This is a genomic window from Halopseudomonas bauzanensis (assembly GCF_900114735.1).
Taxonomy (GTDB): Bacteria; Pseudomonadota; Gammaproteobacteria; order Pseudomonadales; family Pseudomonadaceae; genus Halopseudomonas; species Halopseudomonas bauzanensis.
In genome coordinates this window covers 1357501-1379391 of record NZ_FOUA01000001.1, presented here as the reverse complement: position 1 = coordinate 1379391, position 21891 = coordinate 1357501, and the positions used below count along the sequence as shown (strand labels likewise).

Sequence of the window (21891 nt, the reverse complement as noted above, 5' to 3'; positions counted from 1 at the left end):
TGAGCTAACCAGTACTAATTGCCCGTGTGGCTTGACCATATAACGCCCAAACAATTTGGGCCATGGCCTGACACATTGATTGAACGACAAGCTGGAACGGCACGAGATTACAGTGACCTCCTTGTTAAATGACTATCACTTTTCCCACCCTTTCGTTGTGTGGACTCAACACCCACCCGACAACCGAATTGCTTGACGACCATAGAGCATTGGAACCACCTGATCCCATTCCGAACTCAGCAGTGAAACGATGCATCGCCGATGGTAGTGTGGGGACTCCCCATGTGAGAGTAGGTCATCGTCAAGCTTCAAATAAGAAACCCCGCCAGCTGGCGGGGTTTTTTTATGCCTGAATCGCCACCTGTCTACGCACCTTGTGCCTTGTGCTACGAGTTCGCGCCTGGTGATGGGAGCGGCCTTGGCCGCGATGGGCTGGCCGACAAGCTCACATAATGCTCTTATGCCTTATTGTTTTATGTGCTAAGTAAAACGGTCTAATTGAAATATTGTTATATAGAACTAGCTTGGTTATTCTCTTTGGCCTGATTAATGACAGCAGTAATTGCCTGGAGGATGTATGGCCACTCACCGTTCCCTGTTCAAACGAGCCAGCCGTTGGGGTGGCGCCTTGGTGATGAGTGCCGGTTTGTCCATGGGGCACGTCCAGGCGGCGGATCAGACTCTGCTCAACTCCTCCTACGATATTGCTCGAGAGCTGTTCTCTGCTTACAACGAGCTGTTCGCCGAGCAATGGGAGAAGGAGACCGGCAAGACTGTGGAGGTCAGACAGTCGCATGCGGGCTCTTCACGCCAGGCTCAAGCGATCATCCAGGGCCTGCGGGCAGATGTGGTGACCTACAACCAGGTAACCGATGTCGATATCCTGCATGAGCGCGGTAATCTGATTCCGGAGGATTGGCGGGATCGTCTGCCCAATGCCAGCTCGCCGTATTACTCGACCATGGCGTTCCTGGTGCGCAAGGGAAACCCGAAGAACATTCAGAACTGGGATGACCTGACCAGAGAGGATGTCAGTTCCGTGCTGCCCAACCCGAAAACGTCGGGTAATGGCCGTTACACCTATCTGGCGGCGCTGGGTTATGCACAGAAAACCTATGGCGATGATCAAGCTGCTATCGACAACTTCCTGCGTACGTTCCTGGGTAACGTGGCAGTATTCGACACCGGCGGACGTGGCGCGACTACCACCTTCGTGGAGCGTGGTATCGGCGACGTTCTGCTGACCTTCGAGTCCGAGGTCAACAATATTGCTGCACAGAACGACGGATACGAAGTCGTGGTGCCGAAAATCAGTTTCCTGGCCGAGTTCCCAGTGACCTGGATCGACAAGAGCGTCAAGCACAACGGTACCGAAGGGCTGGCAAAAGCCTATCTGGAAGGGCTGTACTCCGAAGATGCGCAGCGCCTGATCGCCGGCTTCTACAACCGGGTGCACAACGAGAAGGTGAAAGCCGAGTTCGCTGACCAATTCCCGGAAGTTGAACTGTTGCCCGTCGAAGAGATTGGCGGCAGCTGGGAAAATGTGATGAAGGAACATTTCGCCAGTGGTGGTAAACTGGATCAACTCCAGCGTCGGTAAAACAATCTTCACATGAATCGATCTCTCTCCGGCCTGTTGCCGGGTCGTTCCAGCCAACCCGGCAAGCGTGTCTTGCCGGGTTTTGCTTTGAGCCTTGGCGTTTCGCTGTTCTTCATCAGTATCGTCCTGCTGCTGCCACTCACTGGCCTGATCATGCAGACCGCAGATATGGGCTGGGAGCGGTACTGGGCGGTGGTGACTGATGAGCGGGTAATCGCCTCCTATAAGGTCACTCTCTGGGCCGCTGCCTTGGCATCGATAATCAATGGTCTGGTCGGCTTGCTGCTGGCCTGGGTGTTGGTGCGCTACGACTTCCCCGGCAAACGCATCATGGATGCGCTCATCGATCTGCCGTTCGCGTTACCGACGGCGGTGGCGGGGATTACCCTGACTGCGCTTTTCGCCGCAGATGGTTGGTACGGCCAGATTTTCTCGCTGTTCGATATCAAGGTCGCCTTTACCCCGTTGGGTATCATCGTGGCGATGTCTTTCACCAGCCTGCCGTTCGTGGTGCGCACGGTGCAGCCGGTGCTGGAAGATCTGGCTCCGGAGGATGAGGAGGCTGCGGTCAGTCTGGGGGCAACGGACTGGACGGTGTTTCGCCGGATTCTGTTTCCCGCCATGTGGCCGGCGCTGATGACCGGCGTGGCGCTTTCGTTTACCCGGAGCCTTGGAGAGTTCGGCGCGGTGATCTTCATTGCCGGTAACATGCCCTATGTCAGCGAGATCATCAGCTTGATGATCTTCGTACGGCTGCAGGAGTTCGATCACGCGGCCGCCAGCGCCATTGCCTCGGTAGTGCTCATAGCTTCGCTGATCCTGTTGCTGGGTATTAACCTTTGGCAGGCGCGCTATCTGCGCCGGCTGCACGGACGGTGAGCGCCATGCACGAACGCAAGGCAATGCGCGCCGGTGATCAGCCCTGGGTGAAGTGGTCGTTGATCGCCCTGGCTTTCGCGGTAACCATGCTGATGCTGGTGATCCCGTTGGTGATCATCTTCAAGCAGGCCTTCGCCGCCGGTGGGGCAAACTACTGGGCCAACCTGACTGACACCTATACGATGCACGCGATCGGGCTGACGTTGCTGGTGGCTGCGCTGACGGTGCCGATCAATCTGGTTTTTGGCGTCATGCTGGCCTGGCTGGTGACACGCTTCGACTTCCCCGGCCGCAAGGTGTTGATCACCTTGATCGATATACCCTTCGCAGTGTCGCCAGTGGTAGCCGGTCTGCTGTACCTGCTGCTGTATGGCAGCAACGGTTGGCTGGGTAGTTGGCTGATGGATCAGGATGTGCAGTTGATGTTTTCCTGGCCAGGCATCGTGATGGTAACGGTCTTCGTGACCTGTCCCTTCGTGGCCAGGGAGCTGATCCCGCTCATGCAGCAGCAGGGCCGCGAGGAAGAAGAGGCCGGCGTGGTGTTGGGTGCCACCGGCTGGCAGCTGTTTCGCCGAATCACGTTGCCGAATATCCAATGGGCACTGCTCTACGGAGTGGTGTTGACCAATGCCCGGGCGGTGGGTGAATTTGGTGCGGTCTCGGTCGTGTCGGGCAACATTCGCGGCGAGACCAACACCCTGTCGCTGCATGTCGAGCTGCTATACCAGGATTACAACGTGGTCGGTGCTTTTGCCAGTGCGTCGCTGCTGGCAGGTATCGCGCTGATCACCATAGTCGTGAAAAGTTTTGTGGAGTGGCGTCAGGCCCGGCAGCGCGCCCCTCTCGATGATCAATCGGATAATCGCTGATGAGTATTTCCATCGAAGGTATTACCAAGCATTTTGGCTCCTTTCAGGCGCTGAAGGATGTGTCGCTGGATATCCCGGATGGCCAGTTGGTCGGGCTGCTCGGGCCGTCCGGCTCGGGCAAGACGACGCTGCTGCGGATCATTGCCGGTCTGGAAACAGCCGATGGCGGGCGGATCCTGTTTCATGGTGAAGACGTTACCGGCTTGCATGTGCGCGAACGCAAGGTTGGTTTCGTGTTCCAGCACTATGCCTTGTTTCGGCACATGACGGTGGCCCAGAACGTAGCGTTCGGGCTTGAAGTGATGCCTGCGAAGGAAAGACCGCCGGCGGCGGAGATTCGCAAACGCGTCGATATGCTGCTGGAAATGGTTCAACTAGGGCAGCTGGCGGACCGGTTCCCGGCCCAGCTGTCCGGTGGGCAGAAACAGCGGATCGCGCTGGCCCGTGCGCTGTCGATGAAGCCGCAGATCTTGCTGTTGGATGAGCCCTTCGGTGCGTTGGATGCCAAGGTTCGCAAGGATCTGCGCCGCTGGTTGCGCGCCCTGCATTCGGAGTTTCATTTCACCAGCGTCTTCGTTACCCATGACCAGGAGGAAGCGCTGGAGCTATCCGATCAGGTCGCGGTAATGAGCGCCGGGCGCATCGAGCAGGTGGATCGGCCGCAGCAGTTGTATGCCGAGCCGAGCAGCCAGTTCGTATTCGATTTTCTCGGTCATGTGAATGTGTTCGCCGGCCAGCAAAACGGTACGCTGCTTAATCAGGATGACGCCTGGGTTCGGCTGCCTGTCGGCGCAGCGGAGCGGGTGGGGCAGACGGCGCAGCTGTACATGCGCCCGCACGAATTAACCCTCCAGAGTGCGCCGGCAGCCCATGCCCATCTTCCGCTGTGCATCGAGTCGATCAGCCTGGTCGGCGCCGAGGTGCGGCTGGAATTGTCTGCCCGCGGTTGGGCGACGGCGGAGCATTGGGAAGTCGGCATAACCCACACCCAGTTCAATAGCTGGCAACCGGCCCGGGGCGACCACTGCTTCGCTGTGCCGCGGGTGGCCCATGTCTTCCAGGCTGAAGGGCAGGCGCCGGAAACGATCCGCTGGCAAAGCGGGGAGCTGGATGATCCTGCGGCGATGATCTGATATCGGCGTGACATTAAGCGAAGCGGTGATTTATTATCCCGAAGCTACAGGAATGTAGACAAAGGGAACGGCTGCCATGCAGGCGGCTATATAAGAACAGAAGGGAGTTAGTTCATGTTGCGTAAATCATTGCTTGCCGTATTGGTATCCGGTGTCATGGTGTCAGGCCTTCAGGCTGCAGAGATTCAATCTAATGGCTATCTGTTTGGCAATATTGGCCAAGCGGATGCAGACACACCCGATTTTGTTCGCGGCCTGGATAGTGAGCTCGGTGCTATCGCTAACGACGCTGGTCTGATCTTCGGTTCGGATTATGACGGGAAAGACTCGGCCTTCAAGATAGGCGCGGGTATTCAATTGAACCGCTATGTCGGTCTGGAATTTCAATATATTGATCTCGGTACAGCCAGCTATAAAGCGGAGCTCAGCGACGGGTTCGATACATTGAGCGCCAAGATCGATGGCGACACCGATGGCTTTGGTGCCAACGTGGTTGGCACGTTGCCTCTGGACCGCTTCAAGCTGTTCGGCAAGGTGGGCTACCACCAGCTGAAAACGGAAGCTAAGCAAAAGGTTTCAATGGCAGGCGTTGGTTCCCTGACGGAAAGCGATTCGACTACCGAGTGGGTTACTTCCTTCGGTGTAGGCGCATCCTACGCCTTCACTCCCCAAATCGAACTGGTTGCGGAATACGAGCAGTATCGTGATGTTGCCGATGAATATGATGTCGACTTCGGCTCCATCGGCCTACGCTACAATTTCTGATCCCACCAGCCCGGGCCGCTCTGCCCCGGGCTGCTTTCGCAACAAGCAGTAGCGACCCTGATCGATCCCCAGCCAAATTTTCTCGAAGCACTGCCCCCTTTGCACTATAATCGCCCGTTTGCGTAATTGCCTGGTTCGACCGGGCGGATTCGAGGGCCATGACACCGTGATCAAGACGCCGTATTACCTGATCGACAAGATCAAGCTGCAGCGCAACATGGAAAAGATCGCCTATGTGCGCGAACACTCTGGAGCCAAGGCATTGTTGGCGCTCAAGTGCTTCGCTACCTGGTCGGTTTTCGACCTGATGCAGGAGTACATGGACGGCACGACCTCCTCTTCGCTGTATGAAGTCAAGCTGGGCAAGCTCAAGTTCGCCGGTGAGACCCATGCCTACAGCGTGGCCTACGCCGATGATGAGATTGCCGAGGTCCTGGCCCATTCAGACAAGATCATCTTCAATTCCATCAGCCAGTTGCAGCGTTTCGCCGATGCTTCGGCCAGCCACACCCGTGGTTTGCGGCTCAATCCGCAGGTCAGCAGTTCCGACTGGTTGATTGCCGACCCGGCGCGGCCTTTCAGCCGGCTGGGCGAGTGGGATGCGCAGAAGGTGGAGCAGGTGATCGACCAGATCTCCGGTTTCATGATCCACAACAATTGCGAAAACAGTGACTTCGACCTGTTCGACAGCATGTTGCGGCAGATCGAGGAGCGCTTCGGTGATCTGTTGAAGCGAGTCCAGTGGGTCAGCCTGGGTGGTGGTATCCACTTCACTGGCGAAGGCTATCCATTGGACAAGTTCTGCGCCCGTCTGAAACAGTTCGCCGAGCAATATGGGGTTCAGGTCTATCTGGAGCCGGGCGAGGCTGCCATTACCATGAGCACCTCGCTGGAAGTTTCGGTGCTGGACACCCTGTATAACGGCAAGCAACTGGCGGTGGTCGACAGCTCGATCGAAGCGCACATGCTGGACCTGCTGATCTACCGTCAGTCGGCGCGCATGGAGCCCTGTGACGGCCCCCATGAGTACATGGTCTGCGGCAAGTCCTGTCTGGCCGGCGATATCTTCGGTGAGTTCCGGTTCGACAAGCCGCTGCAGATCGGTGATCGGCTGTCCTTCATCGATGCGGCCGGTTACACAATGGTAAAGAAGAATTGGTTCAATGGCGTGAAAATGCCATCCATCGCCGTCCGCCAACTGGACGGTGAGGTTGAACTGGTACGTGAGTTTGGATTCGAAGATTTTGCGAGTGCCCTCTCCTGAGGTCATGAATTAGCCCAAGGAGGCGTTCAGAGGAAGAGAAATGAAGAGAAACGTTCTGATTATTGGTGCCGGAGGGGTGGCCCAGGTCGTCGCGCATAAATGTGCGCAGCATAATGACGTGCTGGGAGACATCCACATCGCCTCGCGTACTGTCGAGAAGTGTCAGCAGATCGTCGACAGTGTACGAGAAAAGGGCAGCCTCAAAACTGCCGGTGAATTGCAAGCCCATGCCCTGGATGCGCTCGATATCGAGGCAACCAAGGCACTGATTGCCAAGACACAGTCGCAACTGGTCATCAATGTTGGATCGGCCTTCATCAACATGTCGGTGCTGCAGGCCTGCATCGAGACGGGTGCCGCCTATCTGGACACCGCGATCCACGAAGATCCGGAAAAAATCTGCGAGACGCCGCCGTGGTATGCCAACTATGAATGGAAACGTCGCGAGCTGTGCGAAGCGAATAACGTGACCGCCATTCTCGGCGTCGGCTTTGATCCAGGTGTGGTCAACGCCTACGCGGCTATTGCGGTGAACGAGTATTTCGACAGCGTCAGCGATATCGACATCATCGACATCAACGCCGGTAGCCACGGACATTATTTCGCGACCAACTTCGATCCCGAGATCAACTTCCGTGAATTTACCGGGCAGGTCTGGTCATGGCAGAACAGCCAGTGGACCAGCAACCAGATGTTCGAGGTCAAGCGCACGGATGACCTGCCGGTGGTCGGCGAGCAGACCAGCTACATGACCGGTCATGACGAGCTGCACTCGCTGTCGAAGAACCTCGACGTGCCCAACATCCGCTTCTGGATGGGGTTTGGCGAGCACTACATCAATGTTTTCACCGTACTGAAGAACCTCGGTCTGCTGTCCGAGCAGCCCGTTACCACCGCCGAAGGTCTGGAAGTGGTGCCGCTGAAGGTGGTCAAGGCGGTATTGCCTGATCCGTCTTCCCTGGCGCCGAACTACCAGGGCAAGACCTGCATTGGCGATCTGGTCAAAGGCAAGAAGGACGGCGCTGACAAGGAAGTGTTCATCTACAACGTCGCCGACCATGCCGAGGCGTACCAGGAAGTGGGCAGCCAGGGTATTTCCTACACTGCCGGTGTGCCGCCAGTGGCTGCTGCCATCCTGATCGCCCAGGGTAAGTGGGATGTGCAGAAGATGGTCAACGTCGAAGAGCTGGACTGCAAGCCCTTCATCAACCTGCTCAACGAGATGGGTCTGCCGACCCGCATCAAGGACGAGCAGGGCGATCGCGCGCTGAGCTTCTGAGTTCACCGCCAATAAAAACCCCGGTCTGACCGGGGTTTTTTTATGTCACTCCATTCCCCAGCGCGCCTGCTGTATTTCCATCAGGCTGCCATCCAGATCCTTGGCGATGCCAACGATCTCGCCCTCAAGTCCCGGGTCGTCTGTCACGTCGGGCGCCTGCAACAGCTCCCCGCCAGCGCGCTCCACGGCCTCGGCAAAAGCCACCGGGGCGACGCTGCGGATCTCCATTTTCACCGGATTGTCCCGGTAGTTGTGCGCGCCGCCATTGGTCCAGTTCATCAGCACCAGCGCCGAGCCGCCGTACCCCTGCAATATGTACTCGTTGTACATGCCCGGGATCGGTAGATACAGCAGTTGGCGAAAGCCCAGCTCATCTACATAGAAGCCCCGAGCCGCTTCCAGGTCGCTGACACCGATGCCAAAGGCGCCGAAGTAGGAATGCTCCGCCGCCGGGTCGGCGACCAGTTCGATCAGGTTGTTGTGCAGATCGCGACCGAAGCCGACGGTCACGCCCAGGGCCGGGTCGCGGGTAGGTGGCAGGGTGATACGTCCACCCGCTGCCTGGAATGATGCCACATAACTCTCCATATCCCTGGTGTAGAACACCAGCTTGCCCGGGTTCTGCCGGAGGTTGCGTGGCACGCCGTCAGTGAAAGCCATCAGCACCAGGTTCGAGCCGGTCGCATCGGCAGACTCCATTACGGTTTCTTCCCGATTCTCCCGGGTGCGCCGAGCCACCACGCGCATTCCCAATCCGTTGCTGAAGAAGTCCTCCGCTGCCTGCAGATCCTCGACACCGATGGCTGCTGCGCCCAGGTAGGAACGGAGCGATTGGCGGATTTCTATCAGGGTACCGTCATGATCGGTGGCGTAGCCGACCAGGGCCTGGTTCAGATCCGGCTCGGTGGAGGCCACCGGCTCATGCAGGATATCGGCATCAGCTTCTGCCAGCCGATCAGCCAGCAGCCTCGGGTCGGCGGTCGCGAGCTGCAGTTTCACCGGATTGTCCTGATAATTCGGGTCGCTACCGTTGGTCCAGTGCATCAACACCAATGCCGAGCCGCCCGGTACCGGCGAGAGCAGGGTGTATTCATCATAAAGGCCGGGTACCTGCAGGAACGCCTGTTCCTGCAAGCCGATGGCATCGGTATAGAGCGCGTGGGCCTGCTGCAGATGGCTGACACCAATACCGACAGCCGCCAGGAAGGAGTCGGTGACGCTGGGCACACCCACTATTTCAATCAGATTGTTATCCGGGTCGCGGCCGAAGCCGACCAGGGTGCCGTCATATTCCGGCAGTGCCGCAGGCGGAGCGGTTATACGGCCACCGGCACTCTCGAAGCGGCTGGCAAAGGCAGTGGCATCATGCACGCAGAACACCAGCTTGCCGGGGTTTTGTTGGTAGTTCCGGCCAACCCCGTCTGTGAACTCCATCAACAGAATATGGGAGCCGCGGCGATCGGCCGACTCCATGACTACCTCGATACGGTCATCGCGCGTCAGTCTCTGGACTTCGCGCATGCCCAGGCCGTTGCGATAGAAATCGACCGCGGCATCCAGGTCGCTTACACCGATACCTACCGCTTCCAGATACGTCGCCGTGGACGTTGGCGGCGGGGGCTCTGCTGGATGGGTGGGTGAGGCGTCGTTATCTGATCCGCCACCACCCAGACAGGCTGTCAGCAGCAATGGCAACAGCAGGGCAGTCAGCCATCTGCAAGGGTTGGGTTGATGCATGTTGATTCCTTGTTGTTGTTTTGAAAATGAACATTCATTCATTGGTTGCGCACGATAGCTCAATATGAGCTATGCGCCAATACCAGCGGACGGGAAATTATTCAGCGCCCGGCCGATGCGGTAATATCGTCCCCTTTCCGGGCAGGCCGCTGTCGCAACAGGGTATTTTTCATGACATCACTTTCCGCAGATCCTTCACTCGTCGAGCGCCTGGATGGCATCGGGGAAGTCGAATGCGTGATCCCGGACATGAACGGCATACCGCGCGGCAAAGTGATCCATGCCCGTAACTTCATGCAGGGACGCCGGGTGCAGATGGCCCACGGTGTTCTGGTGCAGTGCCTGACCGGCGAATATCCCGATCCGCGGTATTACGGCTACGATGACAGCGACTTCATTCTGCGCCCGATACCGGGACAGCTGCACATCACTCCCTGGACCCTGGCACCGCGGGCACTGGCCCTGTGTGAAGCCGTGGAAATGGATGGGACGCCGTCGCGACTGTCCTCACGGAGCATGCTGCAGCGGGTAGTGGAACGCTATCAGGCCCGCGGCTGGTCACCCAAGGTCGCCACCGAGATGGAGTTCTATCTGTTCGAGCACAACGTCGATGTGCAGCAGCCGTTCCGCCCGCCGGTGGGGCTGGATGGGCGGCGTGAAGCGGGCAGCCAGGCCTTCGCCGTGGGCTCGGTGACCGGGCTGCAGCCGTTCTTTGCCGAGCTCAAGGCCAGCATGACCGCAGTAGGCATTCCCTGCGAGGCGGTGATGCACGAAATGGGGCTGAGTCAGTATGAAGTCAATTTCACCCATGACGATCCATTGCTGATTGCCGACCAGACCTTTCTGTTCAAGCATCTGCTGCATGAGGTCGCCCTCAAGCATGGCCTGATCGCGGTCTGCATGGCCAAGCCGTTGTCGAAGATGCCTGGCTCGTCGATGCATATTCATCAGAGCGTGGTCGACCAGCAGGGGCAGAACGTCTTTACTGATCCTGGCAGCCAACAAGCCACAGCGCAGTTCCGGCATTTTCTCGGCGGCCTGCAGGCGCACCTGGGTGACCTGATCCTGCTGATGGCGCCCAATATCAATTCCTATCAGCGCTATTGCCACGTCTATGCGTCGCCCAATAACCTGTGCTGGTCGAACGACAATCGTCGCACCGGTCTGCGCGTACCGGCCAGTGAGCCGGATGCGCGGCGGGTGGAAAACCGCATACCCGGCGCCGATGCCAATCCCTATCTGGCGCTGGCGGCCACGTTGGCGGCAGGGCTCTACGGTATCGAGCATCAGCTCGAACCGGATCTGCCGGCCCAGGGCGAGTTCGAGGTGCCGGACGAGCTGCGCCTGAGCTGCACCCTGCATCGCGCCATGCGCCGGCTGGAGCGCAGCCGGATGGCGCGCGAGGTGTTTACCGAGGAGTTCATCGAAGGTTACCTGGCCTGTAAACACATGGAACTGGAAAGCTTCATGGATGAAATCACCCCCTGGGAACGGCGCGTTCTGGGCAGCGTGATCTGAGCGCTTGTTCACGACTGCGTCGCCAGGGCATTCACATGGCACGTAAAGTGGCAGCGGGCTGGTAGTATCTGCAGGTCGGGCCGGCAGACTCTGCTGGCCACCTCATCGCTGCACAGGAGTTGGCATGTCGGACGCAGAATCACTCGCACCGGGTTTCATGATCATCCATGGCAACCGTTTGGAGAGCCTGCGCCAACTGGTGGTCAACTGGGTAGCCCGATACCCGCTCAAACCACTGGAAAACGATGTGATCCTGGTGCAGAGCAACGGTATTGCCCAGTGGCTCAAGCAGGCGCTGGCCGCCGATGTGACCGCCGACGAAACCAGTGGTTGCGGGATCGCCGCCGCCTTCGATGTGAAACTGCCGGCGCGGTTTCTCTGGGACGCCTATCGCGGCGTGCTCGGTGCGGATACCGTGCCGGTCAGCTCACCACTGGACAAGGCGCCGCTGACCTGGCGGCTGATGCGACTGCTGCCGGCGGTCATGCATGAGCCGGTCTTCGAGCCGCTGCAGCGATTTCTCGCGGATGACCAGGATTGCCGCAAGCGTTATCAACTGGCCGAGCGCCTGGCCGATCTGTTCGACCAATATCAGGTATACCGCGCCGATTGGCTGGGTGATTGGGCCGAAGGGCGTGATCAGATCCGCCATGCGCGTGATGGTATCCAGCCGCTGGAGCCGGCCGATTGCTGGCAACCCGCGCTCTGGCGAGCCTTGTTACAGGACGTGGGACAGGCGCGGCTGGCGGACAGTCGCGCCGGGATTCACCCGCGCTTCGTCAGCCGGCTGGCCGAACTGGAATCTCGTCCCGCCGGCTTGCCGCGGCGGGTCATCGTGTTCGGGATTTCATCATTGCCGGCGCAGACACTGGAGGCGCTGGCTGCCATCGGCCGGTTCAGCCAGGTGCTGCTCTGCGTGCTCAATCCCTGCCAGCACCACTGGGGCAATATCGTCGGTGATCAGGATCTGCTGCGTCATCAGTATCAGCGGCAACAGCGCCGCCCCGGCTCGCCGCTGGAGCTCGACGAGCACAGTCTGCATCAGCATGCCCATCCATTGCTGGCAGCTTGGGGCAAGCAGGGCCGCGACTATATCAACCTGCTCGACAGCCATGATGACCGCGCCAGCTACGAAGCCCAGTTCCAGGCGATCAATGGCGGGCGCATCGACCTGTTCGACGAACCGGATACAGCGCACCTGCTCGGGCAGTTGCAATCGGACATCCTGGACCTGCGCCCCCTGGCGGAGACCCGCGAGCAGTGGCCGGCGGTTGGCGCAGGGGATGAGTCGATACGCTTTCACCTGGCCCACAGTGCCCAGCGCGAAGTGGAAATCCTTCACGACCAGTTGCTCGCCTGGTTCAACGCCGATCCCAGCCTGAAACCGCGGGATATCATCGTCATGGTGCCGGATGTGAACACCTATGCGCCTTCGGTGCAGGCGGTGTTCGGTCAGTACACGCCGGAGGACCTGCGCTACATTCCTTTCACCCTGGCCGACCAGGGCCAGCGCGGTATCGAGCCGCTGCTTATCGCCCTGGAATCGCTGCTGCGTCTGCCAGACAGCCGGCTGCCGGTGAGCGAGGTGCTCAGTCTGCTGGATGTGCCGGCACTGCGCGCCCGCTTCGGTATTCAGGAGAGCGAGTTACCAACGCTGCGCCGCTGGATCGAAGGTGCCGGTATCCGTTGGGGCATGAACGCCGAACGACGGGCCACGCTCGGGCTACCCGACGGGCTGGAAGCCAATACCTGGCGCTTTGGCTTGCGGCGCATGCTGCTCGGATATGCGGTGGGCGCGGGCGATCCCTGCTCCGGTATCGAGCCCTACGATGAAATCGGCGGGCTGGATGCGGCGCTGATCGGTCCGCTGGTGGCCTTGCTGGAAGCATTGGACGAGGCCTGTGATCTGCTGGACGAACCCGCTTCGGCGCCGGTCTGGGGCGAGCGGCTGCGCCGGTTGCTGGATGACTTCCTGCTGCCCGCCGGTGAGCGCGACGAGCGTCTGCTGGGCCAGTTGGATGAGGCCATGGACCAGTGGCTGGAGCTCTGTGCTGGCGTGGAGCTGAATGATGCGCTGCCGCTCAATGTGGTACGCGAAGCCTGGCTGTCCGGCGTCGAGCAGAGCCAGTTGGGTCAGCGCTTTCTGGCCGGTGCGGTGAACGTCTGCACACTGATGCCCATGCGGGCCATTCCGTTCCGGCGGATCTGCCTGCTGGGCATGAACGATGGTGATTACCCGCGGGCGCAGCCGCCGCTGGACTTCGATCTCATGGCCCGCGACTACCGTCCCGGTGATCGCTCGCGCCGGGAAGATGACCGTTATTTGCTGCTGGAGGCGCTGCTGTCGGCCCGCGAGCGGCTGTATATCAGCTGGGTGGGACGCAGCATCCGGGATAACAGCGAGCGACCGGCCTCGGTGCTGGTCGGGCAATTGCGTGATCACCTGACCAGCGGCTGGCGCGCCGAGCACGGCGAACTGCTGCCCATGCTGACCCAGGAGCATCCGTTGCAGCCCTTCAGCAAGGCGTATTTCAAGGAGGGCGGCGCGCTGTTCAGCTATGCCCGCGAGTGGTTGCCCATGCATGGGGCACCCGCAGACGGGGCCAGTGCAACGCGGCTGCCTGACATGTTGCCCGATGCGCCGATCGAAGTGGAGCAACTGCAACGCTTCCTGCGCAATCCGGCGGCGCATTTCTTCACCGGCCGGCTCAAGGTCTATCTCGATGAGCGTAACGACAGTTTGGATGACCATGAGCCCTTCGCCCTGGATGCGCTGCAGAACCACCAGCTCAGCCAGACGCTGCTGGAAGCCTGCCTGCCATTGCCGGCGGAGCAGGATATCGACGAGGCGCTGAGCCAGCTGGCTTCCCGGTTGCAGGGGCAGGGCCATTTCCCTCTGGCCGGTTTTGGCGAGTTGAGCCGCAGCCAGCTCATCCTGCCGCTGGGTGATCAGCTGCGCCGCTTTCAGGCCCTGGTGGCAGACTGGCCGCAGGTCATGGAGCATCCGCTGGCGCTGGAGGCTGGACACCACCAGGTGCAACTGGTGAGCTGGCTGAGTGGGGTGCGCCAGGCATCCGGCAGTGATGCCCTGGCACGGATCAACCTGGTGCCGGGCAAGCGGCGTGGCAAGAAGGATGCCCTGCGCTGGCGCCCGCTGCTGGCCGACTGGGTTACCCACGTGCTGGCCGCCGCCAGCGGTCATGCATTGCACACCTGGGTCGTGGCCGGAGATGCCACCTTGCATTTCGCACCGCTGCCCGCGCCCGAGGCGCAGAACCTGATGGAAGTCTGGTTGGCCGCCTGGTTGGAAGGGCTGAACCGGCCGCTACCCTGCGCCCCGGAAACCGCTTTCGCCTGGCTGGAGTCTATGCTGGCAGGCAAGGAGGACAAGGCTGATATGGCGGCGCAGACCGTATATGAAGGTGGTTTCAAGTTGACCGGTGAGGTGGAAAAAAGCGCGGCATTGCGCCGGCAATATCCGGATTTTACCAGCCTGAGTGCTTCGGGTGAGTTTGCCGAACTGAGTCAGCAGTTGTACGCACCGCTGGTCGACGCGTACCGCAGTCAACTACTGACCTTGGTCGATACCGGGGAGGGCGCATGAGTCAGCAGAACCTGCCCCTGGCGTTGCGGTTTCCGCTACGCGGCAGTCGCCTGATCGAGGCCAGCGCCGGAACCGGCAAGACCTTCACCATTTCCGCACTGTATCTGCGCCTGGTATTGGGTCATGGCGATGATGAAACCCGCTTCCGCCGCGAGCTGTTGCCGCCAGAAATCCTCGTGGTCACCTTTACCGACGCCGCCACCCGGGAGCTGCGTGATCGCATTCGCGCGCGGCTGGTGGAAGCCGCCCAGGCGTTCCGGGGTGAACTGGATGCCCCTGATCCGATCCTGCAGGCGCTGCTGGCCGATTACTCCGAGCAGCAGCATGCCGCCTGCGCCAGACGCCTGGACATCGCCGCCCAGTGGATGGACCAGGCGGCGGTTTCGACCATTCACAGCTGGTGCCAGCGCATGTTGCGCGAGCATGCCTTCGACAGCGGCAGCCTGTTCGCCCAGCAGCTGGAAACCGATCACAGCGAGCTGCTGGCCGATGTCGCTCGCGATTACTGGCGCGAGCAGTGCTACAGCCTGCAGGGACCGGCGCTGCGCTGGGTGGTGGAGCAGTGGCAGCAGCCGGATAACCTGCTGGCGCGCGTACGGGTGCTGTTTCGCGAGCCGTCGAACGAGACGGGGCAGGGGCTGCAGGAACTGATCGAGCCGGTGCTGGAGCAATCTACCCAGCGGCTGGCCGAACTGAAACAGCCCTGGCTGAGCTGGGCCGACGAGCTGGAGCAATTGCTGGACCAGGCCTTCGAGGCGGGCCAGGTCAACAAGCAGAAGATTCACAGCCGCTATTACCGCAACTGGTTCGAGACGCTGCGCAGCTGGGCGGCGGATGAGCTGCTGATAGAGTTGAAGCTGCCGGATGCTGCCTGGAACCGCCTGAGTCCCGATGGCCTGGCCGAAGGGTGGAAATCCGGCGCGGTGCCGACCCACCCGGCGCTGGACGCGCTGAGCCAGTTGCGCGAGCAGCTGCGGTCATTGCCCGATCCGGGTCAGCAGGCGCTGCGCCATGCCGCCTGCTGGATCCGCCAGCGCTTCGAGCAGGAAAAGCGCCGGCGTGCGGAAATGGGTTTCGATGACATGCTCGAGCGACTCGACATGGCCCTGCATGGCGTGAACGGTGAGCGCCTGGCCGAGGTTATCCGGCGCCAGTTTCCGGTAGCCATGATTGATGAATTCCAGGACACCGACCCGCTGCAATACCGCATCTATGATCGTATCTACCGGGTCGAGGCCAACGATCCGGAGCATGGCCTGTTTCTCATCGGCGACCCCAAGCAGGCGATCTATGCCTTCCGCGGTGCGGATATCTTCACCTACCTGCAGGCCCGCCAAGCCACCGCCGGGCGGCACGACAACCTGGACACCAACTTTCGCTCCAGCGAGCAGATGGTGGCTGCGGTCAACCATGTATTCCAGCTGGCCGAAGAGCGTCCGGGCGGACAGGGCGCCTTCCTGTTCGCCCGTGACGGGGACAATCCGCTGCCCTTCATTGCGGTGGGTGCGCGCGGGCGGGCCGAGCAATGGACTGTCGCCGGAGAATCGCCGGCTGCCTTGACTGCCTGGCAATTGCCGACCGACAAGCCGCTGGCCAGCGGCAATTACCGGAGCGAAATGGCCGCGCGCTGCGCCAGCGAGATGGTGCGACTGCTCAATCTTGGCCAGCGCGGTGAGGCGGGGTTCCTGCACCCGGATAAGGGCATGCAGCCGGTGTGTCCGGCAGACATGGCGGTGCTGGTACGGGATTTTCGCGAGGCCCAGGCCATCCGCGATGAGCTGGCCGCACGGGGCGTACGCAGTGTCTACCTGTCGGACAAGGACTCGGTGTTCGCCAGTGCCGAGGCCGCCGATGTGCTGCGCTGGCTGCGCGCCTGCGCCGAGCCGGACAACGATCGGTCGTTGCGCGCCGCACTGGCCAGCCCGACGCTGGACCTGGAGTGGCAACTGCTGGATGCATTGAACCAGGATGAGCGCATCTGGGAGCACCGCGTGTTCCAGTTCCGTGATTACCGGCGCATCTGGCTGCGCCAAGGCGTGCTGCCGATGCTGCACCGATTGCTGCACGACTTCGACCTGCCGGCCCAGCTGCTGGCCGGCAGTGATGGCGAGCGGCGGTTGACCAATCTGCTGCATCTGGCCGAGCTGCTGCAGCAGAGCGCCCGCGAATTGGATGGCGAGCAGGCACTGATTCGCCATTTCGAGGACTTGGTGCTCAGCCCCGGCGACAATACCCAGGATGAACAGGTCTTGCGGCTGGAAAGCGATGCCGCGCTGGTCAAGGTGGTTACCATCCATAAATCCAAGGGGTTGGAATACCCGCTGGTGTTCCTGCCGTTCATCTGCAATACCCGCCTGACCCAGGGCGACAAGCCATTGGTCACCCATGGCGATAACGGCACCCGGATCGTACTGCAACCGACCGAGGACGATGTGCTGCGAGCTGATGCCGAGCGGCTGGCGGAGGACGTGCGCCTGCTATACGTCGCCCTGACCCGCGCACGGCATGCCTGCTGGCTGGGCATGGCTGATCTCAAATACGGCAATAATGCCTCCTCGGTGCTGCACCGCTCGGCGATCGGGAAACTGCTCGGCGGCGGCGAGCCGCTGTCCTCTTCCGCCGACCTGGCGGCTTGGCTGGCACGCTGGAATGCCGCGGCGATTGCTTTGGTGCAAGCTCCTGAAGTTGATGAGGCGCACTATGCCCCGCCCCAGGCTGAGCAGGATGTCCTGAGCGCGCGCCAGCCGCAGCGCCGTGCTGCGGAGCATTGGTGGATCGCCTCCTACAGTGCGCTGCGTCCCGGCGAGGTCGCCGTTCCGCGCACCCGCAGCGACGATGCCTCGCCGGACAATCCGGCGGCGCAAAAGGCCGCTGATGATGACCGCCGCACGGTATTTCAGCCGCTACGCCCGGGCGAGACGCCGACCATTCACCGGTTCCCCCGTGGGCCCAATCCCGGCACCTTCCTGCATGGCTTGCTGGAGCTGGCGGGCAATGAAGGCTTCGCTGGCCTGGCGTCACCCGAGGCTTGTGCGCAATGGCTCAGACCCCGTTGCGTACGGCGTGGGCTGACCGAATGGATTGTACCCCTGAGCGAATGGCTCAGCGGGTTGTTGAATCGTCCGGTACCGCTGGATGCCGGGCCGTTCAGCCTGGCGCAACTGGGGCGGGAGCAATACCAGCCGGAAATGGAGTTCCTGTTTGCCGCCAGTCGGGTCGATGTCAGCGCGCTGGATCAACTGGTGCAGGCGGCCATCGCTCCCGGTGTGCCGCGCCCCGAGCTGCCGGCCGAGCGCCTGAACGGGCTGTTCAAGGGGTATATGGATCTGGTGCTGGAGCATGACGGCCGCTATTACGTAGTCGACTACAAATCCAACTGGCTGGGCGCCGATGCCAGCGCCTATACCCCCCAGGCCATGCAGGCGGCGGTGCTGGAGCATCGCTACGACTTGCAGTATGTATTTTACGTGCTGGCGCTGCACCGCCAACTGCGAGCCCGTCTACCCGGCTACGATTATGGTCGGCATGTGGGCGGCGCCTTGTACTGGTTCATCCGGGGCAGCGAAGCGGACAACGCCGGCGTCTGGCATGACAAGCCGCCGCGGGCCCTGATCGAATCGCTGGATGCCCTGTTCGCGGGTGCAGCAACGGGCGACGATGCCGAGGAGATGCCCCGTGAGCATTGAGCAACTGGATCTGCTGGCGCCCAGCGAAGCGCCGCCAGCACTGAATACCGACGTGCTGCACCAACTGGAGCAGTGGGTCGAGGTGGGCTGGTTGCGGGCACTGGACCGGGCGCTTGCGGTCTTCCTGCTGGATCTGGCGCCCGACAGCGAGCCCCTGGTACTGCTGGCCGCGGCGCTCGCCAGTCACCAGCTCGGGCATGGGCATGTCTGTCTGGATCTGGGTGCCACCCTGCAGGCGCCGGACCTGAGCCTGTCGTTGCCCCCGGAAGGGCAGGAGGCCGGACGGGATATCCTGCTGCCGTCGCAACTGCTCGGCGGTGTTACCACGCAAGCCTGGTGCGACGCCCTGGCCGCCAGCCCGATGGTGGACAACCAGCCTGGCGGTGAACATTGCGAACGCCCCCTGGTGCTGCATGGCCAACGGCTGTATCTGCGGCGCTACTGGCGTTACGAGCGGCAGGTGGTCGCGGCGCTCGGACGCCGGCTACAGGCCCGGCCAGCCTTGCCTGCCGGTTTGGAACAGGGATTGGAGCGGTTATTTGCCGACAGCCGCCAACACCCGGACTGGCAGAAGCTGGCCTGTGCCCTGGCGGCGCGGGGTGCGTTCAGCATCATTACCGGCGGGCCCGGTACCGGCAAGACCACCACCGTGGTGCGGCTGCTGGCGCTGCTGCAGGAACCGACGGTCACGGCCGGTCAGCCGCTGCGTATCCGCCTGGCGGCACCTACCGGCAAGGCCGCCGCACGGCTGACCGAGTCCATCGGCCGGCAGGTCGGCAGCCTGCAGGTCAGCGCCCCGGTGCGGGAACATATCCCCACCCAGGTCGCCACCTTGCATCGGCTGCTGGGCAGCCGGCCGGACACCCGGCACTTCCGCCACCATGCGGGCAATCCGTTGGCGCTGGACGTGCTGGTGGTGGATGAAGCCTCGATGATCGACCTGGAAATGATGGCCAGCCTGCTGGCGGCGTTGCCGCCCCATGCACGGTTGGTGCTGCTGGGGGACAAGGATCAACTGGCCTCGGTGGAAGCGGGCGCGGTGCTCGGCGATCTGTGCCGGGATGCCGAGGCTGGGCGCTACAGCGAGGATACCCGGCAGTGGCTGGAGCAGGTTGGCGGGCAATCGATCGCGGCAGCCGGACTGCAGCCGGGCGATGTGGATCGGCATCCACTGGCCCAGCAGACGGTGATGCTGCGCCATTCCCACCGTTTCGGCGCTGACAGTGGCATTGGCGAACTGGCGCGCACGGTCAACCGGGCCGATGCCCAGGCCGCACGGCAGGTGCTGGGGCAGCGGCAATACCGTGACCTGCACAGCCACCTGGCCTCCGGCTTGGAAGATCCGCGGCTGGCGACCATGATACTGGGCAATGCGGCCGCGGCAGATCCCTTGCCGGGTTATGGTGATTATCTGACCTTGCTGGCGCAACAACGCCCCGCGTCGGATCTGCCCGCCGATGATCCGGCATGGGAAGACTGGGCCAGGTCGGTGCTGGAGGCCTTCGACCGTTTCCAGGTGCTGTGCGCCGTGCGCAAGGGGCCCTGGGGCGTGGAATCATTGAACCGTCACCTGGCCGGCCTGCTGCAGCGGCGGGGCTTGTTGCCAGCGGCGCAGGGCTGGTACGAAGGGCGTCCGGTGCTGGTCACGCGCAACGATTACGGGCTGGGGCTGATGAACGGCGATATCGGCATCGCCTTGACGATCAGGGAACGGCCGCTGCACGCCGGGGAGCCGGAGCGGATGGTGCTGCGCGTGGCCTTTCCGCGCAACGACGGCAGCGGGCGGCTGCGCTTTGTACTCCCCAGCCGGCTGAGCGAGGTAGAAACTGTATTCGCCATGACCGTGCACAAATCGCAAGGCTCGGAGTTCGCCCACGCCATGCTGGTCCTGCCGGAAACCCGCAGCCCGCTGCTGACCAAGGAGCTGGTCTACACCGCCATCACCCGCGCCAGCCGCGACTTCACCCTGTTGGAAACCCGCACCGGAGTATTCGAAGCGGCGGTGGCGCAGCCGGTACGACGGTTGAGTGGGCTGGATCTGGCTGTCGAGGTCAGCTCTCCCGATTGAAATAAAATGCTAGCGCCGCAAGAGTGAATGCATCCTCTATCTCGCCGGCCTGGAGCATCTGGCGCAGGCGTGGTAGACCGATGCGCTGGATGTCTCGGGCCTCGTCGTCGCGCTGGCCGGGTTGGCTGTTGCTGTTGATGCGGGCGAAATACAGATCCACGGCGGAGGCCAGGATGGCGGAGTTGGGCTTGAGCCGGCCCAGCAGGCTCAGTTGCTCTTCCGCGATCAGATAACCGGTCTCCTCGGCCAACTCGCGCCGCGCACACGCCAGACTGCTCTCGCCAGGCTCGCCGTAGCCGCGGGGTATCTCCAGTTGCAGCCCGGTATGGGCCTGGCGCTTGACCCGTAGCAACAGAAAGTCGCCGTCGGCAATCTGTGCCAACACGGCAGCACCATTGCTGGCGTTATCTTCCACCACATAATGGAAGCGGCCATCCTGAACTACGCGAAACCACGGGTTCTCATATAGCGTCTTCATTTAATCTCCAGCCCCATGAACCGGCGCATGCGGGGGTACATGCCGAACCAGTTCCTGCGGGTCATATAGCTCTTGCCGCTGTCGACCATCTTGTCTTCGATATAACCGATAGCCTCGTCGGTCAGATAGCGTACGATTTCCCCTGCGCCGAAGCTGGAAATAAACTCGAACACCTTCAATGGATATTGAATCAACTCGATCTCCCGGCGCAGCGATTTGATGCCGATGCTGGTATCCAGGATAACCTCGGGAATGCCGGTCAGATAGCGGATGTCGTCCTGTAGAAAGCCTTCATTGGCAACGGCGAACAACGAATTGTAGGCGGGATCGATAATTTCCGCGCGAAAGCGTGGGAAATCGGCCAAGCCCCGCGAACGGAAAAACGCTTGCGAGTGGCCATACCATTCTGAGCGGGAAATGACGTCGGATGCGCCCAACAGGAATAACTGGTAATCGCCGTCATTCTCGAAATAATGCTCAGCACAGGCGGGCTCTTGCAGGCGGGTGAAAACTTCGTTGCGCAAGCTTTCCCGTGCCAGCGTCAGGCTCTCCGTTGCCGGACGGACTTCATTCAGGGCTTTCTGAAGTGTGTCTACCCGGTCCTGCATCAGGCGCTGCTGGTATCTGTCCAGCGCATCCTTGCGCGGTGCGCCCGGCAAGCTGGATAGAATGAAGCTACCGGGCAGGGCATGGTAATACTCCGACAGACCAGCATGCTGGGTCATGCCGAATCCGCGGATCACCAACTTGCCGCTGCCTTCCTCGTTCAGATACTTGATGACGTTGGTCTGGCCGATGACCTGAGCGACATCAAGATTATCGATCAGCGCATTGGGCGATAACACCACGCCGTCGGCAAAGGCCAGGCCGGTAAGGAAGCGTTTGCGCAGCTCGTTGCCATCCAGAGCGCGGACCGAATCGCAGTTGGACAACAACAGTTTTTCCTTGAACAACATGCCGGTTCGGCCTCCTTTTCATAGTGGCCACCATGATATGGCGCGACCTGCCGTT

14 protein-coding genes and 1 rRNA gene are annotated in these 21891 nt (G+C 61.3%); 12 read left to right on the top strand and 3 right to left on the bottom strand.

What is annotated here, in order from left to right:
* Positions 1–191 precede the first annotated feature (191 nt).
* The 8 genes from rrf (at position 192) to BM267_RS06315 (ending at position 7789) form a co-directional block, all read left to right on the top strand.
* Positions 192–307, top strand: a 5S ribosomal RNA gene (gene rrf, locus BM267_RS06350).
* A gap of 270 nt (positions 308–577) precedes the next feature.
* Positions 578–1600, top strand: coding sequence for a thiosulfate ABC transporter substrate-binding protein CysP (gene cysP, locus BM267_RS06345; RefSeq protein WP_083392337.1), 1023 nt, complete (start codon positions 578–580; stop codon positions 1598–1600).
* Between the two features lie 12 nt (positions 1601–1612).
* Positions 1613–2479, top strand: coding sequence for a sulfate/thiosulfate ABC transporter permease CysT (gene cysT / locus BM267_RS06340; protein WP_036993248.1), 867 nt, complete (start codon positions 1613–1615; stop codon positions 2477–2479).
* 5 nt (positions 2480–2484) lie between these two features.
* Complete coding sequence (gene cysW, locus BM267_RS06335; RefSeq protein WP_074777226.1) at positions 2485–3348, top strand: sulfate ABC transporter permease subunit CysW; 864 nt, start codon at positions 2485–2487, stop codon at positions 3346–3348.
* The gene (locus BM267_RS06330; RefSeq protein ID WP_036993246.1) at positions 3348–4481 is read left to right on the top strand and encodes a sulfate/molybdate ABC transporter ATP-binding protein; all 1134 of its coding nucleotides are present in this window, start codon (positions 3348–3350) and stop codon (positions 4479–4481) included. The genes cysW and BM267_RS06330 overlap by 1 nt, the downstream gene beginning before the upstream one ends.
* Before the next feature lie 114 nt (positions 4482–4595).
* Positions 4596–5246: a porin family protein gene (locus tag BM267_RS06325; protein WP_036993245.1), complete on the top strand. Its 651-nt coding sequence runs from the start codon at positions 4596–4598 to the stop codon at positions 5244–5246.
* A gap of 166 nt (positions 5247–5412) precedes the next feature.
* On the top strand, positions 5413–6510 hold the full coding sequence (gene nspC / locus BM267_RS06320) for a carboxynorspermidine decarboxylase (protein ID WP_074777228.1): 1098 nt from the start codon (positions 5413–5415) through the stop codon (positions 6508–6510).
* A gap of 40 nt (positions 6511–6550) precedes the next feature.
* Positions 6551–7789, top strand: coding sequence for a saccharopine dehydrogenase family protein (locus BM267_RS06315; protein ID WP_036993242.1), 1239 nt, complete (start codon positions 6551–6553; stop codon positions 7787–7789).
* A 45-nt stretch (positions 7790–7834) separates the two neighbouring features.
* Here the strand turns inward: BM267_RS06315 and BM267_RS06310 are convergent, their stop codons facing one another.
* A complete protein-coding gene (locus BM267_RS06310; RefSeq protein ID WP_074777237.1) occupies positions 7835–9526 on the bottom strand; it encodes a VOC family protein in 1692 nt (563 codons plus the stop codon).
* A 171-nt stretch (positions 9527–9697) separates the two neighbouring features.
* On the opposite strand from BM267_RS06310, the gene BM267_RS06305 reads away from it, so the two are divergent.
* The 4 genes from BM267_RS06305 to recD all read left to right on the top strand — a co-directional run bounded on the left by BM267_RS06305 (position 9698) and on the right by recD (position 20402).
* Positions 9698–11044 carry a glutamine synthetase family protein gene (locus tag BM267_RS06305; protein WP_074777240.1) on the top strand — a complete coding sequence of 449 codons (1347 nt, stop codon included), beginning with the start codon at positions 9698–9700 and terminating at the stop codon, positions 11042–11044.
* 124 nt (positions 11045–11168) lie between these two features.
* Positions 11169–14648, top strand: coding sequence for an exodeoxyribonuclease V subunit gamma (gene recC, locus BM267_RS06300; protein ID WP_074777242.1), 3480 nt, complete (start codon positions 11169–11171; stop codon positions 14646–14648).
* Positions 14645–18334 carry an exodeoxyribonuclease V subunit beta gene (recB, locus tag BM267_RS06295; RefSeq protein WP_074777245.1) on the top strand — a complete coding sequence of 1230 codons (3690 nt, stop codon included), beginning with the start codon at positions 14645–14647 and terminating at the stop codon, positions 18332–18334. The genes recC and recB overlap by 4 nt, the downstream gene beginning before the upstream one ends.
* The gene (gene recD / locus BM267_RS06290; protein ID WP_143062996.1) at positions 18306–20402 is read left to right on the top strand and encodes an exodeoxyribonuclease V subunit alpha; all 2097 of its coding nucleotides are present in this window, start codon (positions 18306–18308) and stop codon (positions 20400–20402) included. The genes recB and recD overlap by 29 nt, the downstream gene beginning before the upstream one ends.
* Here recD and BM267_RS06285 read toward each other — a convergent pair.
* A complete protein-coding gene (locus BM267_RS06285; RefSeq protein ID WP_074777248.1) occupies positions 20386–20880 on the bottom strand; it encodes an NUDIX hydrolase in 495 nt (164 codons plus the stop codon). The genes recD and BM267_RS06285 overlap by 17 nt on opposite strands.
* Positions 20877–21836: a hypothetical protein gene (locus tag BM267_RS06280; protein ID WP_074777250.1), complete on the bottom strand. Its 960-nt coding sequence runs from the start codon at positions 21834–21836 to the stop codon at positions 20877–20879. The genes BM267_RS06285 and BM267_RS06280 overlap by 4 nt, the downstream gene beginning before the upstream one ends.
* Between the last annotated feature and the right edge of the window lie 55 nt (positions 21837–21891).